The organism is Mesorhizobium sp. J428 (genome assembly GCF_024699925.1).
Taxonomy (GTDB): domain Bacteria; phylum Pseudomonadota; class Alphaproteobacteria; order Rhizobiales; family Rhizobiaceae; genus Mesorhizobium_A.
Genome location: NZ_JAJOMX010000001.1, coordinates 2,484,424 through 2,499,691, shown reverse-complemented (window position 1 = coordinate 2,499,691; position 15,268 = coordinate 2,484,424). Strand labels below are relative to the sequence as shown.

The window sequence follows — 15,268 nt, the reverse complement described above, 5'->3', positions numbered from 1 at the left end:
AGGCGATATCGTCCATCTGCACATCGCCTGTCCGCGCTCTCTGGGAAGCCTGATCGTGCCGATCTCGACCGGGCGGCTTCTCAATGGAAGTCCAGGTATTTTCCCGATCCGCGCAAAGGTCGTTCCCGTAGCCGGCGGCTAGCGTGCGAGGAATGGCGGATTATCGTGGCTGCATCGCTCGGAGGGAGAACGGGATGAGCCTGATCGTTGCGGAAAGCGGGAAGCAGATGCCGGTGGGCGGCGCGGCGCAGGTGGCGTCGGCCTGCGGGCGGGATTGTTCGACCTGCCCGAAGAAGCTGAGCTGCCCCTTCTCGCCCTTCGTCTCCAGCAAAGGCAATGGCGGCCGCGCGTGAGAGCGCGACCGCCCGGATCGACTGCGGGTTGCTCAGGCGGCGAGCCAGGCTTCGGTGAAGTCCTGCTCGTAGGCCTGGTGCATCTGGTAGCCGTTGAGCTTCGGGCTCATGTGGCAGAACAGCTTGCGCCAGTAGGGCTGGACGATGATGCCGGAGTCCTGCAGGCGGGTCTCAAGTTCCTGCATCAGCGGCCGGCGCGTGTCGGCGTCGGCGATCGCATTGGCCTTCTCGATCAGCGCGTCGAACTCGGGATCGGAGAAGCCGGTCTCGTTCCAGGCGGTGCCGGTCTTGTAGGCGAGCGCATAGGTCTGGATGCCGAGGGGGCGCGCGTTCCAGTTGGTGGTCGCCAGCGGATATTTCGTCCAGTCGTTCCAGAACGAGCTTTCCGGAATGACGGTGCGCTTCACCTTGAAGCCGGCGTCGCGCATCTGCTGGGCGGCGGCGTCGGAACTTTCCTTGCGGTAGTCGGCCTCGACCGAGATGATCTCGAACTCATGGTCGAGCTGCCCCGCTTCCGTGAGCAGCGCCTTGGCCCTTTCCACGTCGCGCTTGATCGGCGGCAGTTCGGCATATTCGGGATGCATCGGCCCGACATGGTGGTTCTGCGCCACCTCGCCCTGACCGTCGATGCCGAGCTTCATGACCGCCTCGTTGTCGATGGCCAGCTGGATGGCGTTGCGCACGCGCTTGTCGTCATAGGGCTTGGCGTTGACGTTGGTGCGCAGCACGATGGTGGCGGCGGTGACGATTTCCGACTTCTTCATGCCCATGCCGTCGAGCGCGCCGACATCGTAGGACTGGGTCTGGGCGGTGAGGTCGATCTCGCCGGATTCCATCGCGGCCAGCGTCGGCGCGGTCTCGGTGCCGTAGTCGATCCAGTCGATGCCGTCGAGATGGACGTTGCCGCCCCACCACGAGCCGTCCGGACGCTTGCGGGCGGAAGCGCGCACGCCGATTTCATGCGCTGTCAGCTCGAACGGGCCGGTGCCGATGGGTGCCTGCGACAGGGTGGCAGTCGCCGGATTGAAGCCGCGGTGGACGATGAGCGCGGGATAGTCGGTCATCGCCGCGATGATCGAGATATCCGGCTTGGAAAGCTTGAGCACGACGGTGTGCGCATCGCGCATTTCGATCGCGCCGGCGCGGGCCTTCTTGGTGTCGGGATCGATGAGCGAGCCCATGCGGCCGGCCATGGAATTGCCGGCGACCTCCTTCTCGCACCAGCGCGAGATGTTGAAGACGACATCCTCGGCGGTGAAGTCGTCGCCGTTCGACCACTTCACGCCCTTCCGGGCGTGCAGGACATATTCCGTGGCATTCTCGTTGACCTCCCAGCTTTCGAGCAGCATCGGCCTGAAGGTAAAGTCGGGCTTCCAGCGCACCAGCGGCTCGATGAACTGCATGGCGAGGTTGCCCATCTGCGAGGTCTTGAACAGGCGTGGGTCTTCCAGCGCCATCACCTGCATGGAGACGCGGACGATGCCGCCCTTGCGAGGCTCTTCCGCGGAGGCTGGCGCTGGCGCGGACAGGCCGAGGAGGCCGTAGGCCGCGGCGGTCGAGGCGCCGAGCGCGCTGGCGGTGGCGAGGAATTCGCGCCGGTTCATGCGCCCTTCGCGGGCGTCGCGGGCATAGATCGCGATGGCGGGGTGAAGCTTACGTGTCATTCAGTATCTCCCTCTGTTGATTTTCCGATTGAACCCGTCCGACAGTGGCGCGCGCGGCCGCGCCGGCTGGCGGAATTCCCCTGGAGGTCCCGGTGAACCTGTTGATCGCGATGAAGGTGTCGACCGGGTCTGCACCCTCGGCAGCCTGTCGGCGGCGGCGCGCGACCTCGGCATGTCGACGACGGCGGTGAGCCGGCAATTGAAGGAGCTGGAAGACGACCTGGGTGTGCGGCTCTTGAACCGCACGACGCGGCGAATGAGCCCGACCGAGGCCGGGCGCGACTATGCCGAGCGGGTGAAGGCGCTGCTGGGCGAGGTGGAGGAATTGCAGGACCAGACGCGGCGGCTCGACCGCGGCACGCGCGGGCTCTTGCGCATCTCCTGCTCCAACGTGCTCGCCTATACGCGCATCACGCGGCTGATCCCCCGCTTCCTGGAGGAGAACCCGCTTGTTTCGGTCGAGTTCAACCTGACCTCGCGCCATGTCGTGGGCATCGTCGAGGAAGGTTATGACGTGGCGATCCGCTTCGAGGCGCAGAACGATTCCGAGATCGTGTCGCGGCAGCTCGGCACGGTGCGCAATTTCGTCTGCGCGACGCCGGCCTATCTCGACCGGCACGGCAGGCCGCGGCATCCCGACGAGCTGGCCAGCCATTCCTGCGTGCTGTCGAACTTCGCCAAGCGGCTGGGCGCATGGCCGTTCATGGGGCCGGAGGGGCGCATGTCGACGCCGGTGAAGGGACGCGTGTCGACCAACAGCGTGGAGGCCGCCTACCAGATGACGATGGCCGGCTTCGGCATCGGCAACCTGCCGAGCCTGCTGGTCCGGCCCGCAATAGAGGACGGCCGGCTCGAAACCCTCCTGGAGGAGTTCAAGCCGGCGTCGAGCCCGATCTATGCGCTCTATCCGCACCGGACCTATGTGGCCATGAAGGTGCGGGTCTTCGTCGAATTCCTCATGCGAGAGCTCTCCCCCGATCTCGATTGATTGAACCTTCTACCTTCCCGGCGCAGCCTCTCATCCGGCGGCTTCGCGGCCACCTTCTCCCCGCAGGGAGAAGGGGTAGCGCCGGCTCTGCGGCTCTCCTCGGCGGCTATCCCGCCGCCTTGAGTTTCTCTCCGGCCTGCTTGGCCTCGTCGGTCCATTTCTCCTCGACGTAGAAGGGACCGGGGTTTTCCCGCAGCTTCTCGTATTTGCAGATCTCCGGCTCGGCGCCGAGCGGGATGGAACGGCCGTCGCGGAAGGCCCATTCGCCGCGCTCGGGCGAATCCTCGGCACGGACGTAGTTGTCGATCAAAAGGATGCGGGGCTCGGTCGAGACGTTGGGGCCGGAGCCGTGGATGGTGTAGAGCGTCCAGATCGCCAGGTCGCCCGGCTCCATCTCCAGCTGGACCACCTCCGACGGGTCGATGCCCACGGCCTTCAGCTCCGAACCCTGCTCAGTCGAGCCAACCATGATGCCGCCGCCATCCTCGGCGAGGCCGAGATAGCCGCGCTTGTGGTGGCCGGGCACGACCTTGAGCGCGCCGTTGGAGGCGTCCTGCCGGTTGAGGGCGAGGCCGAGGTTGAGCGAGTAGCGGTCGAGATTGGCGAAGAGCTCCGGACGGCTGCGGAAGCGCACGTCCTGGTGCATGCGGTAGTAGGTGTATTTGCCGCCGGGCGCCTTCCAATGGAGCTGGTTGGCGATCTGCTTGATGTCGGGGCCGAGGAGGGGCGCGAGCGCCTCGAAGATCTTCTGGCTGCGGCGATACTGCTCGAACACCGGATTGATCCACGAGAACCAGTGCGCCTGCGGCACCGCGCGGTGATTGTTGCCCGGATCGTTGATGACCTCGAAATAGAGATTCTTGTCGCGGTAGGTCGCGTGGTGCTTGAGGCCTTCGGCATAGACCTTCTCGCTCTCGCGCCGCAGCTCGGCGACCTCGTCCCTGTTGAGAAAGCCGCGGATGACGGCGTAGCCGTTCTCGCGGAGTTCGACGACATGCTGGGTATTCATGCTGCTTCCTCACCGCTTCTCCGGCTGCGGCATCTGCGCCGGAGCCGTTCTGTGTCGAAGGGGAGGATAGCCGCGGCTTGCGCGGCGGGTAGGCGCGGAATCGGGCAACGACTTTCCCGGGAATCGGGAAAATAGGGGTTCGAGCAGCGCCCCCTACACCACGCTTCGCGTGGTCCCCTTCCCCCGTAAACGGGGGAAGATCCGCAGCGGCGACGCAGCTCCTCCCCTGCGAAGCGGGGGAGGGGGACCGCCGTAGTCGGTGGACGGGGCGTTCCGGATGCTGCGCCAAAACAAACGGGGCGCCCGGAAGGACGCCCCCGCTCGATGGTTGGCCTCAGGCCAAAGGTTTTTACTTCTTCGGCAGCGCGTAGGCGATGACGTAGTCGCCGACGTCGGGCGACAGGCGGGCGCCGCCGGCGGAGATGACTACGTACTGGCGGCCGTCCGCGCCGACATAGGACATCGGCGTGGCCTGGGCGCCGACCGGCAGGCGGCCCTTCCAGAGCTCCTCGCCGGTGGTCGTGTCGATGGCGCGCAGGTAGTAATCCTGCGTGCCGGCGTAGAAGGTGACGCCGCCGGCCGTCGTGATCGGGCCGCCGAGCGAGGGCATGCCGATCGGGATCTGCAGGCCGGTCTTGATCAGGCCGCCGGTGAGCGGGTTGGTCGGGCCGGTGTCCTGCAGCGTGCCGGCCGGGATCTGCCAGACGAGCTGGCGCGAGCCGAGGTCGATGGCGCTGATCGTGCCGTAGGGCGGCTGGTGGCAAGGCACGTTGAGCGGCGAGAAGAAGCCGGCCTTGATGACGCCATAGGGCGTGCCGAGCTGCTTCGACAGGCCGTCATGCGCTGCCGACGGGCCATAGGTGTCGACGTTCTCGCGCGGGATAAGCTGCACGAACTGCGGCATGCGGATGTCGTTGACGATGAGCAGGCCGCGGCCTTCGTCGACCGAGGCCGAACCCCAGTTCATGCCGCCGTAGTAGCCCGGATAGATCAGGCTGCGGTCGAGCCGCGGCGGGGTGAACTCGCCGTCGTAGCGCATCTTCTTGAATTCGATGCGGCAGTAGAGCTGGTCGTAGGGCGTGGCGCCCCACATGCGGGCCTCGGTGAACGGCTCGGTGCCGATCGCCGGCATGCCGACCGAGTAAGGCTGGGTCGGCGCAGTGTAGTCGCCTTCCTCGGTGCCCTGCGGCACCGGCTTTTCCTGCACTTCGGCGATCGGCGTGCCGTCGCGGCGGTCGAGCATGAAGATCTGGCCGCGCTTGGTGACCTGGATCAGCGCCGGAACCGTGCCGCCCTTGCCGTCAGGCACGTCGTAGAGCGATGGCTGGGCGGGGACGTCGTAGTCCCAGATGTCGTGGTGCGCGGTCTGGAACTTCCAGCGTTCCTTGCCGGTGGCGATGTCGAGGGCAACGACGGAGGCGGAGTATTCTTCCGCCGCCTTGGTGCGGTGGCCGCCCCAGAAGTCGGGGGTGGCGTTGCCGGTGGGCAGGTAGACGAGGCCGAGCGCGTCGTCATAGGCAGGCGTCGACCAGACGTTCGGCGTGCCGCGGGTGTAGCTCTCGCCGGGAGGCGGCAGCTTGGTGATGGCCGGATTGCCGAGGTCCCAGGCCCAGACCAGCTCGCCGGTGCGGGCATTGAAGGCGCGGACGGCGCCCGAAGGCTCGCCGACCTCGACGCTGTCCCACACCCAGCCGCCGACCATGACGAGGTCGCGCATGACGGTGGGGGCGGAGGTCTGGAAGTAGAAGCCGTCCTTGACCTCGCCCATGCCCTGCTTGAGGTCGACGACGCCGTTCACGCCGAAATCGGCGCAGGGCTCTCCGGTCTCAGCGTCGATTTCGATAAGGCGGGCGTCGATCGTGGTCATGACGATGCGCTTCGGGCAGACGGCGGCGACCGGGGCTGCCTGCGCGGGCGCGGCGGGCGCCTGGGCGCTGTCGGTCGAGCCGAGCGGCATCGTGGCCATCGGCACGGACGCAGCCGCACCAGTTGCAGCCTGAGCGGGCGCGGCGGAAGCGTCATAATAGGAGACGCCGCGGCAGCGCTGCCAGAGCGGCGACTTTGCCTGCGGATCATAGGTCCACTTCTTCTCGCCGGTCGTCGCGTCGAGCGCGTTGATGATGTTGGTCGAGGAGCAGGTGTAGAGCGTGTTGCCGACGAGCAGCGGCGTGTTCTGGTCCTGCGCGCCCTTGGCCGGCGGAGTGCCGGTGCGGAACGTCCAGGCGACCTCAAGGTCCTTGACGTTGTCCGGCGTGATCTCGCCGAACGGTGCATAGCGCGTGCCGGCCGGCGTGCGGCCGTAGGCGGCCCAGTCGTTGCCGGAGGCCGTGGTGACGGCCGACGGCGCGACACCGGCGGCGGCCTGGAAGTTGGTCCGGGTCACGCCGTGCGGCTGGAAGGCATAGAAGCCGGTGGCGGCGAGGCCGAGCACCAGCACGGCGGCGGCCGCGAAAGGAAGGGCCTTGGGGCGCGGCGCGGCGGACGGGAAGAGCGGCGCGATCAGCGCGGCAATAAGGGCGAGCACCGCGGGCGCGACGAGGCGCGGAACCAGCGGCCAGAAGTCGAGGCCGGATTCCCACAGCGCCCAAGCGACGGTGGCGAGGAAGACGAGGGCATAGAGCCAGATGCCGGCGAAGCGGCGGACGGCGATGAGGATGCCGGACAGCGCGACGCCGAGGCCGGCGAGCAGATAGTACCAGGAGCCGCCGAGCGAGATGAGCTGGACACCGCCCCAGACGAGCGGCAGCGCGGCGAGCACGAACAGGATGCCGACCAGCGTCAGCAGCCAGCCCCACCTTTGCCGGGCCGGACCGGCGGATGAAGATGTCGATGTGGACATGAAAAACCTCGTTCTCTCTGCGGGACCGAGGCATATTGAGCGCCAGGGTCCGGACCCGAAGCGGCGGCGGACGAGGCCCGACGCCACTGGCTGATTTAGCTTGCATGTAAATAGATCGTATATGAACATTGGGCAATGTCCGAACCGAGTGATCCACATGCTGACAGCGACCATGCCGCCTTCGGCGAGCTGGTGTTCGCCGTCAGCCGGCTGTGGCGTCGGGTTGCAAACCAGAAACTCGACCAGTTCGGCCTGTCGCATGCGACGGCCGCGCCGCTGCTGGCGCTGCAGCGGCTGGGCGGACGGGCGCGGCAGGGCGTGATCGCGGAAGAGGCGGGACTGGAAGGCCCCTCGATGGTGCGGCTGATGGACCTTTTGGTCGAGGACGGGCTGGTGACGCGAGCCGAGGATTCCACCGATCGCAGGGCGAAGATCGTCTCGTTGACGCCGGCCGGCCGGGAGAGGCTGCAGGCGATCCACAAGATCATCGACCCGATGCGGGAAGACCTGATCTCCGGCATCGAGCCGGCGGCGCTGCGGGCGGCGGTGCAGGTGCTGTGCACCGTCGAAGAGCGACTGGAGGTCCGGCGTCCGCCGGCAAAGACCGACGACGCCTGACCGGCAAGCCATGCATGCCGAGCGATGCAGCCATGCGCAATTAGCGTGGCGGAATCGGCCCTTCGGCCCATTGTTTCCTAAGCATGCTTATAATATATGCCGCTCATGAACAACGAAGACAGAGACAGGCTGGGTTTCCTGATCCACGACGCCGCGCGGCTGATCCGCCGCCGCTTCGAGGCGAAGGCCTCCGGCTCCGGCCTTTCGGCGGCGCAATGGCGCCTGCTGGTGCGCGTCGCCAAGGAACCGGGCGTTCCGCAGGCGCGGCTGGCCGAACTGCTGGAGATCGAGCCGATCAGCGTCTCGCGGCTGGTCGACCGGATGGAGGACGGCGGCTGGATCGAGCGGCGAAGCGACGCCGCGGACCGGCGCGTGCGGCTGATCTTCCCGACCGACAAGTCGCGCGAGGCCTACGGCAAGGTGAAGTCGATGGTCGGCGAGGTCTACGAGGCGGCCCTGTCCGGGCTTTCCCCGGAAGCGCGGCAGGCCACGATCGATGGCCTGAAGGCCATCATCAACAATCTCTCCGACGGCGAGACGCCTCAGGACTGCGCCGACGGTGGCGAAAAGGCAGCATGACGATGAACGCAGTGACCAAGATTGAAGATGGACAGCGCGTCGGCGACGACGCCGTGAAGGTTGACCTCGAGGCTCCGACGCACCCTGCCGCGCCGACGCCCTCTCAGATCAATCTGGCGCCGCCCGCCCCCGCGCCCAGACCGCGCCGGGGCGGGCGGGTCCTGCTCATGCTGGCCCTGCCGCTGGCGCTGGCCGCCGGCGGCGGCTGGTACTGGATCACCGGCGGGCGCATCCAGGAGACGGAGAATGCGAACCTGCGCCAGGCGCGGGTGACGATCTCCTCCGAGACGGCCGGCCGCATCGTCGACATGCGGGTCGCCGAGAACATGAAGGTGAAGGCCGGCGACGTACTGTTCGCCGTTGATCCGGAGCCCTATCGCATTGCGCTCGCCCAGGCCGACGCAGCGCTGGCGCAGGCCCGCCTGCAGGTCGACCAGCTGCGCGCCGCCTACGGGCAGGCGCAGACGCAGGCCAAGACCGCCGCCGGCGACGTTGCCTACTACAGCGACCAGCTTGCCAGGCAGAAGGAACTGTCGGGCAAGGGCGTCACGACCAAGGCGGCGCTGGATTCGGCGGAGCGCGACCTGCTCAAGGCGCAGGACGCCGCGGCCACCGCAGCGGAATCGATCTCGAGCGCGCTTGCCGCTCTTGGCGGAGATCCGAACATCGTAACCGACAAGCATCCGGCGGTGCTCGCCGCCTTCGCCGCGCGCGACAAGGCGGCCTACCAGCTGGCGCAGACGACGGTGCGCGCGCCGGCAGACGGCACGGTGAGCCAGGCGTCTTCCTTCAAGCTCGGCCAGTTCGTGACGGCCGGCACCTCGCTGTTCACGCTGGTCGAGACCGGCGACACATGGGTCGAGGCGAACTTCAAGGAAACGCAGCTCACGCATATGAAGGTCGGCCAGGAAGCGGAAGTGATGCTGGACACCTTTCCCGACCGGCCGCTGAAGGCGACGATCGAGAGCATCGGCGCGGGCACCGGCGCGGAATTCTCGCTGCTGCCGGCGCAGAACGCGACCGGCAACTGGGTGAAGGTGACGCAGCGCATCCCCGTGCGGCTCAAGGTTTCGTCCGAGGACGCCGACCTGTTGCTGCGCACCGGCATGAGCGCCACGGTGGCCGTCGATACAGGCGTGAGCCGCGGCTTCGGCGACCTGATCCCGAGCGCGTTTGCCGGGACGGCGAAGAAGTAGCCAGATTTCAGGAATCGCGCCATGAGGACCCCCCTCTGGCCTGCCGGCCATCTCCCCCTCAAGGGGGGAGATTGGGCGTCACCAGGACCTTCGCCAATCACCGGCACAGCCGGATTGCGCGAGCGGCCGAAGCTGCCGATCTCCCCCTTGAGGGGGAGATGGCCGGTAGGCCAGAGGGGGGTGCTTGCGGACGGTATCCGACGAGTGCGTTCGTCGAAACAGGCCGACTCCCATGACCAACCCCGCCCCCTTCAAGGAAGTGCCGCATCGCGGCCTGATCACCATCGCCATCATGCTGGCGACGATCATGCAGGTGCTGGACACGACGATCGCCAACGTCGCGCTGCCGACGATGGTGGGCGACCTCGGCGCGAGCCAGGACACGATCAACTGGGTGCTGACCTCCTATATCGTCGCCGCCGCGATCATGACGCCGGTGACAGGATGGCTGTCGGACCGGTTCGGGCGACGCGAGCTGTTCCTCGTCTCCATCGTCGGCTTCACCATCACTTCGATGCTGTGCGGCTTGTCGTGGAGCCTGGAGAGCATGGTGCTGTTCCGTGTGTTGCAGGGCCTTTTCGGCGCGGCCATCGTGCCGCTGTCGCAGACCTTCCTGCTCGACATCAATCCGAAGGAACGCCACGGCTCAGCCATGGCGATCTGGGGCGCGGGCATCATGGTCGGCCCGATCATCGGCCCCACGCTCGGCGGCTGGCTGACGGAGGCGGCGAACTGGCGCTGGGTGTTCTTCATCAACCTGCCGGTCGGCATCCTCGCCTTCCTCGGCTGCGCCGGCTATCTGCCGCGTATCGCCAGGCGGCTGCGTGGCTTCGACTTCTTCGGCTTCGCCATGCTGTCGCTGGGCGTCGGCGCGCTGCAGCTGATGCTCGACCGGGGCGGCGAGGTGGACTGGTTCTCGGCGGCCGAGATCTGGATCGAGCTGGGCCTGGCGATCACCGGCTTCTGGGTGTTCGTGGTGCATCTCGCCACCGGGCGGGACACCTTCATCGACCCGCGTATCTTTGCCGACCGCAACTTCGTCACCGGGCTGGTGTTCATCTTCGTGATCGGCATCATCCTGCTTGCCAGCCTGGCGCTGCTGCCGCCGATGCTGTCGCGGCTGTTCAACCACTCGACCGTGCTGACCGGCCTCATCATGGCGCCGCGCGGGGTGGGCACGATGATCTCGATGATCCTCGTCGGACGGCTGGTGCAGAAGGTCGACGCGCGTCTGCTGGTCGTGACCGGGCTGCTGCTCACCGCCTGGTCGCTCTACGACATGGCCGGCTTCTCGCCGCAGATGGACGATTCGCTGATAATCTGGTCGGGCGTCGTGCAGGGCCTCGGCCTCGGCCTGGTCTTCGTACCGCTGTCGACGATCGCCTTTGCGACGCTGGAGCCGCGCTTCCGCACCGACGCGGCGGCGCTGTTCAGCCTGGTGCGCAACATCGGCTCGTCGATCGGCATCTCGATCGTGACGGTGCTTTTGACCCGCAACACGCAGATCAACCACGCAGAGCTGTCGGCGGCGATCTCGCCGTTCAACCCGAACCTCAGCGCCCTGTCGCCGGCGGCGGCGGCCGGCAACCCGGCCGCGCTGGCGCAGTTCGACCAGCTGGTGAACCAACAGGCGCTGATGATCTCCTATGTCAACGACTTCAAGGCGATGATGCTGGTGACACTGCTGGCGATTCCGCTCGCGCTGCTGCTGCGCAAGCCGAAGGCGGCGGGGGCCGGAGCGGGGGCCGCGGTGCATATGGACTGACCGCGCGGCGATCGGTCGCGAAGGCGTTTGTTGGAGTTCCACTAACGTTTGATTGATCCCCCGCGGGGGCAGCGCTAATATGTTGCCGGGAAGGAAGAACGGCGGCATGCGGCATTTCCTGCACAAGCGACCAGCGGACAAGGCGAACGCCTTGGGCTGGCGCGTGCTGTGGACGCTGTTCACCATCCTGGCGCTGTGCGCCACCCCGCTCGGCACCGGCGAGCTTTTCGCCGCCGAGAGCCACGTCTACGAACGCAAGAGGGGCGAGGCGCAGCAGGGCGACCTGCCGGCGCGCTTCACGCTCGCGGGCGAAGCCTCCACCGTTGCGGAATCGCTGCAGAGCGGCGACAACACGGCCGTTTCCTCGCTGCTGTTCGACGACACGCCCGGAACCCCGGCGCGCAGCGACGACCTCGTCGCGGAAGAAACCGGCTCCCTGCCGGTGCGCGCCCTTTCCGACGTCGCGGCCACCGGCATCGACCGGCACTTCCGGGCGCGGGCACCGCCGCACTCCTGAGACAAGTCAGACAGATCCGCGAAGACGCCGGCTGCGCCGGCCTCGCGCATTCCAACGCTATTCATCCTGGCAGGCCGGCTCCCCTCCCCGAGCGCGGCGACTGCAACCACGAAAGGCAAGACCCATGGCAAAGACCCATCCGCTCGGCTTCCGCATCGAACGCCACCTGAAGGAAGCGCTCGTGAGGGCCGCAAAAGACGATCACCGCTCCGTCTCCTCGCTGACCGAGATCCTGATCGAGAAGTGGCTGAAGGAGAAAGGTTATATCGGCGAGGAGATGAAGGAAAAGGCATCCTGACGTACTTTCCTCGACTTAGGAAAGCGTTAGAAAATCTCATACGATTGTCGTCATACAAAAGTCATACAACGAAAGCCGTTCTGTCCATTTGAGATGATCGGAGTATGACTTTCCCGTTTTTGAAATACGGCGTCGCGCGGGTGAAAAGCCCGCGCCGCCGGAACGGGAGGACGACATGGCAATGGCATCGACGGCTGGGTCAATCCAGCAGGGCATGACGCGGGAGGAGAAGAAGGTCATCTTCGCCTCCTCGCTCGGGCACCGTCTTCGAATGGTACGACTTCTACCTCTACGGTTCGCTCGCGGCCTTCATCGGCGCGACCTTCTTCTCGAGCTATCCCGAGGCCACGCGCAACATCTTCGCGCTGCTGGCGTTTGCGGCAGGCTTCCTGGTGCGCCCGTTCGGCGCGCTTGTGTTCGGCCGCATCGGCGACCTCGTCGGCCGCAAATACACCTTCCTCGTCACCATCCTGATCATGGGCATGTCGACCTTCCTGGTCGGCCTGCTGCCCGGCTCCGCCACCTGGGGCATCGCCGCGCCGATCATCCTGATCGCGCTGCGCATGCTGCAGGGCCTGGCGCTCGGCGGCGAATATGGCGGTGCTGCGACCTACGTCGCGGAGCACGCGCCGGACAACCGCCGCGGCTTCTACACCTCGTGGATCCAGACGACCGCGACGCTCGGCCTGTTCCTGTCGCTGATCGTCATCCTGATCGTCCAGAACATGCTGTCGAAGGAAGACTTCGCCGCCTGGGGCTGGCGCATTCCGTTCCTGATCTCCTTCGTGCTGCTGGGCATCTCGGTCTGGATCCGTCTGTCGCTCAACGAGTCGCCGACCTTCAAGCGCATGAAGGAAGAGGGCAAGGGTTCGAAGGCGCCGCTGACCGAGGCCTTCGGCCAGTGGAAGAACGCCAAGATCGCCCTGCTGGCGCTGTTCGGCCTCACCGCCGGCCAGGCCGTGGTGTGGTATTCGGGCCAGTTCTACGCGCTGTTCTTCCTGCAGAACGTGCTCAAGGTCGACGCGGTGTCGGTCAACATCATGATCGCCGTCGCGCTGGCGCTGGGCTCCATCTTCTTCGTGGTGTTCGGCTGGCTCTCCGACAAGATCGGCCGCAAGCCGATCATCATGGCCGGCCTGCTGCTGGCGATCCTGACCTACTTCCCGCTGTTCAAGGCGCTGACCTGGGCCGCCAATCCGGCGCTGGCCACCGCGCAGTCGACGTCGCGCGCCACGGTCACCGCGGCGCCGGGGGACTGCAAGTTCCAGTTCAACCCGGTCGGCACCGCCAAGTTCACCACCTCCTGCGACATCGCGACGTCGTTCCTGACCCGCAACTCGGTGCCTTACGACGTGGTGCAGACCGCGGCTCCCGGCACCGCAGCCACGGTGAAGATCGGCGACACGACGATCGAGTCCTATGACGCGATCGCCGCAGGCGACAAGGCGACCGGCCTCGGCAGCGCCTTCAACAAGGCGGTCAACATCGCGCTGCACGGCGCGGGCTATCCGCTGAACCGTGGAGCGGCGACCGTCGCCGACCAGAAGCTCGACGCCTTCGTCGCGGCCAATCCTGAAGTCGCGCTCGACGCCGCGGCGATCCGCGCCGGCGAGAAGAAGACGGTGCCCGTCGCGCAGGCGATCAAGGACAAGCTGGTGACGGCGGAGGAGGCCGGATCGGCCACCGAGGTCACCGCCTACTCGATCCCCGGCGCCGGCGCCTTCACCATGGTGGCGGACCCGGCGGGAGTGAACTGGCCGCTGATCATCGCGATCCTGTTCGTGCTCGTGATCTACGTGACCATGGTCTACGGGCCGATCGCGGCGATCCTGGTCGAGATGTTCCCGACCCGCATCCGCTACACCGGCATGTCGCTGCCCTATCACATCGGCAACGGCTGGTTCGGCGGCCTGCTGCCGGCGACCGTCTTCGCGATGAGCGCGGCGGCCGGCGACATCTACTACGGCCTCTGGTATCCGATCGCGATCGCAGCGATGAGCTTCATCATCGGCACGCTGTTCGTGAAGGACACGCTCGGCACCGACCTGCACGCCAAGGACTGAGGTCCCGGCGGCATGCCATCGAAACCCCGGCGGGCGACCGCCGGGGTTTTTGTTGTCGGGATGCTGCAATACCCCCTCTCTTGCGATTTCTGACGCTTAGCCTGCGGCTTTGCCTTGTCTAAGGCGTTGAAATCGCTTTCTCCCCCGCAAGGGGGGAGATAGGCTCCGCGCCATGCGAACCACAAAGACCGTCCACGTCATCTCCTGCCATGCCGAGGGCGAGGTCGGGGATGTGATCGTGGGCGGGGTGGCGCCGCCGCCGGGTGAGACGCTGTGGGAGCAGAGCCGGTTCATCCACCGGGACGGAACCCTGCGCAACTTCGTGCTGAACGAGCCGCGCGGCGGGGTGTTCCGGCATGTGAACCTGCTCGTCCCGCCGAAGGATCCGCGCGCGCAGATGGGCTTCATCATCATGGAGCCGGCCGACACGCCGCCGATGTCGGGCTCGAATTCGATCTGCGTGTCGACCGTGTTGCTCGACAGCGGCATCGTGCCAATGACGGAGCCGGTGACGCGGCTGGTGCTGGAGGCGCCGGGCGGGCTGGTCGCGGTGGAGGCCGAGTGCCGGAACGGCAAGACGGAACGCATCACCGTCACCAACCTGCCCTCCTTCGCCGACAGGCTGGGCGTGCCGCTGGAGGTGGAGGGGCTGGGAACGCTGACGGTGGACACGGCCTATGGCGGCGACAGTTTTGTGGTTGTGGACGCCGAGCAGTTGGGCTTCGCGCTGGAGCCGGGCGAGGCGCGGGCGCTGGCCGAGGCGGGGATGAAGATCACCGCGGCAGCGGACGAGCAGATCGGCTTCCTGCACCCGGAAAATCCCGACTGGGACCATTTCTCGTTCTGCGCCTTCGCGGGACCGGTGAGCGGCGGGGGCGGCAGGCTGACGGGTCGATCGGCGGTGGCGATCCGGCCCGGCAAGATCGACCGCTCGCCGACCGGCACGGCGATTTCGGCCCGCATGGCGGTGATGCATGCCAAGGGGATGATGAAACAAGGCGACACGTTCGAGGGCGTGTCGCTGATCGGCTCGCGCTTCACTGGACGCATCGCGGGCGTGACGCGCGTGGGGGAGAAGCCGGCGATAGTGCCGCAGATCTCCGGCCGTGCCTGGATCACCGGCACGCACCAGCTGATGCTCGATCCGGACGATCCGTGGCCGGGCGGCTACCGGCTGTCAGACACCTGGCCCGGCGCTTAGCGCGAGGCAGAGCCTCAGAATGCCGTTAGTCCGCCCAGCGACACCAGAGCGACAAATCCGGCGCATGCGAAGAACAGGCCGTAGCTGACGTAATCTCCACCCATCGGTTCCATGACGAACTCCTCCAGATGCGATTGCAATGCGCGGAGGGGTCGGCGGGTTCCGCGATCGGCAGGCC

The 15,268-nt window shown here is 66.8% G+C and carries 13 protein-coding genes and 1 pseudogene; 10 read left to right on the top strand and 4 right to left on the bottom strand.

Features of this window, described 5'->3' with window-relative positions; translation table 11 throughout:
- Positions 1-194 precede the first annotated feature (194 nt).
- On the top strand, positions 195-353 hold the full coding sequence (locus LRS09_RS12635) for a hypothetical protein (protein WP_257807045.1): 159 nt from the start codon (positions 195-197) through the stop codon (positions 351-353).
- A gap of 32 nt (positions 354-385) precedes the next feature.
- On the opposite strand, the gene LRS09_RS12630 is transcribed toward LRS09_RS12635, so the two are convergent.
- Positions 386-2,017 carry an ABC transporter substrate-binding protein gene (locus LRS09_RS12630; protein ID WP_257807044.1) on the bottom strand — a complete coding sequence of 544 codons (1,632 nt, stop codon included), beginning with the start codon at positions 2,015-2,017 and terminating at the stop codon, positions 386-388.
- A gap of 28 nt (positions 2,018-2,045) precedes the next feature.
- Between LRS09_RS12630 and LRS09_RS12625 the strand changes: the two genes are divergently transcribed.
- Entirely contained in the window at positions 2,046-3,005 is a 960-nt protein-coding gene (locus LRS09_RS12625; RefSeq protein ID WP_257807042.1) for a LysR family transcriptional regulator, read from the top strand.
- Between the two features lie 106 nt (positions 3,006-3,111).
- Here the strand turns inward: LRS09_RS12625 and LRS09_RS12620 are convergent, their stop codons facing one another.
- Together LRS09_RS12620 and LRS09_RS12615 are read right to left on the bottom strand one after the other, a co-directional pair.
- Entirely contained in the window at positions 3,112-4,014 is a 903-nt protein-coding gene (locus LRS09_RS12620) for a phytanoyl-CoA dioxygenase family protein (protein WP_257807040.1), read from the bottom strand.
- Between the two features lie 349 nt (positions 4,015-4,363).
- Positions 4,364-6,853 (bottom strand): membrane-bound PQQ-dependent dehydrogenase, glucose/quinate/shikimate family, encoded by a 2,490-nt coding sequence (locus LRS09_RS12615; RefSeq protein ID WP_257807039.1) that lies wholly within the window; start codon positions 6,851-6,853, stop codon positions 4,364-4,366.
- A 135-nt stretch (positions 6,854-6,988) separates the two neighbouring features.
- Here LRS09_RS12615 and LRS09_RS12610 point away from each other — a divergent pair, with 135 nt between their 5' ends.
- The 6 genes from LRS09_RS12610 to LRS09_RS12585 all read left to right on the top strand — a co-directional run bounded on the left by LRS09_RS12610 (position 6,989) and on the right by LRS09_RS12585 (position 11,826).
- Positions 6,989-7,471 carry a MarR family winged helix-turn-helix transcriptional regulator gene (locus tag LRS09_RS12610; protein WP_257807036.1) on the top strand — a complete coding sequence of 161 codons (483 nt, stop codon included), beginning with the start codon at positions 6,989-6,991 and terminating at the stop codon, positions 7,469-7,471.
- A 105-nt stretch (positions 7,472-7,576) separates the two neighbouring features.
- Entirely contained in the window at positions 7,577-8,050 is a 474-nt protein-coding gene (locus tag LRS09_RS12605; RefSeq protein WP_257807033.1) for a MarR family winged helix-turn-helix transcriptional regulator, read from the top strand.
- A gap of 2 nt (positions 8,051-8,052) precedes the next feature.
- The gene (locus tag LRS09_RS12600) at positions 8,053-9,246 is read left to right on the top strand and encodes an HlyD family secretion protein (RefSeq protein ID WP_257807032.1); all 1,194 of its coding nucleotides are present in this window, start codon (positions 8,053-8,055) and stop codon (positions 9,244-9,246) included.
- 232 nt (positions 9,247-9,478) lie between these two features.
- Positions 9,479-11,011, top strand: coding sequence for a DHA2 family efflux MFS transporter permease subunit (locus tag LRS09_RS12595; protein ID WP_257807029.1), 1,533 nt, complete (start codon positions 9,479-9,481; stop codon positions 11,009-11,011).
- Between the two features lie 106 nt (positions 11,012-11,117).
- On the top strand, positions 11,118-11,528 hold the full coding sequence (locus LRS09_RS12590; RefSeq protein ID WP_257807028.1) for a hypothetical protein: 411 nt from the start codon (positions 11,118-11,120) through the stop codon (positions 11,526-11,528).
- A 124-nt stretch (positions 11,529-11,652) separates the two neighbouring features.
- A complete protein-coding gene (locus tag LRS09_RS12585) occupies positions 11,653-11,826 on the top strand; it encodes a hypothetical protein (protein ID WP_257807026.1) in 174 nt (57 codons plus the stop codon).
- Between the two features lie 36 nt (positions 11,827-11,862).
- On the opposite strand, the gene LRS09_RS12580 is transcribed toward LRS09_RS12585, so the two are convergent.
- Complete coding sequence (locus LRS09_RS12580) at positions 11,863-12,066, bottom strand: hypothetical protein (RefSeq protein ID WP_257810329.1); 204 nt, start codon at positions 12,064-12,066, stop codon at positions 11,863-11,865.
- Between LRS09_RS12580 and LRS09_RS12575 the strand changes: the two are divergent.
- Positions 12,002-13,889: pseudogene (locus LRS09_RS12575) on the top strand (MFS transporter). The gene LRS09_RS12580 and the pseudogene LRS09_RS12575 sit on opposite strands and share 65 nt — an antisense overlap.
- 172 nt (positions 13,890-14,061) lie before the next feature.
- The gene (locus LRS09_RS12570; protein ID WP_257807024.1) at positions 14,062-15,090 is read left to right on the top strand and encodes a proline racemase family protein; all 1,029 of its coding nucleotides are present in this window, start codon (positions 14,062-14,064) and stop codon (positions 15,088-15,090) included.
- Positions 15,091-15,268: the final 178 nt, after the last annotated feature.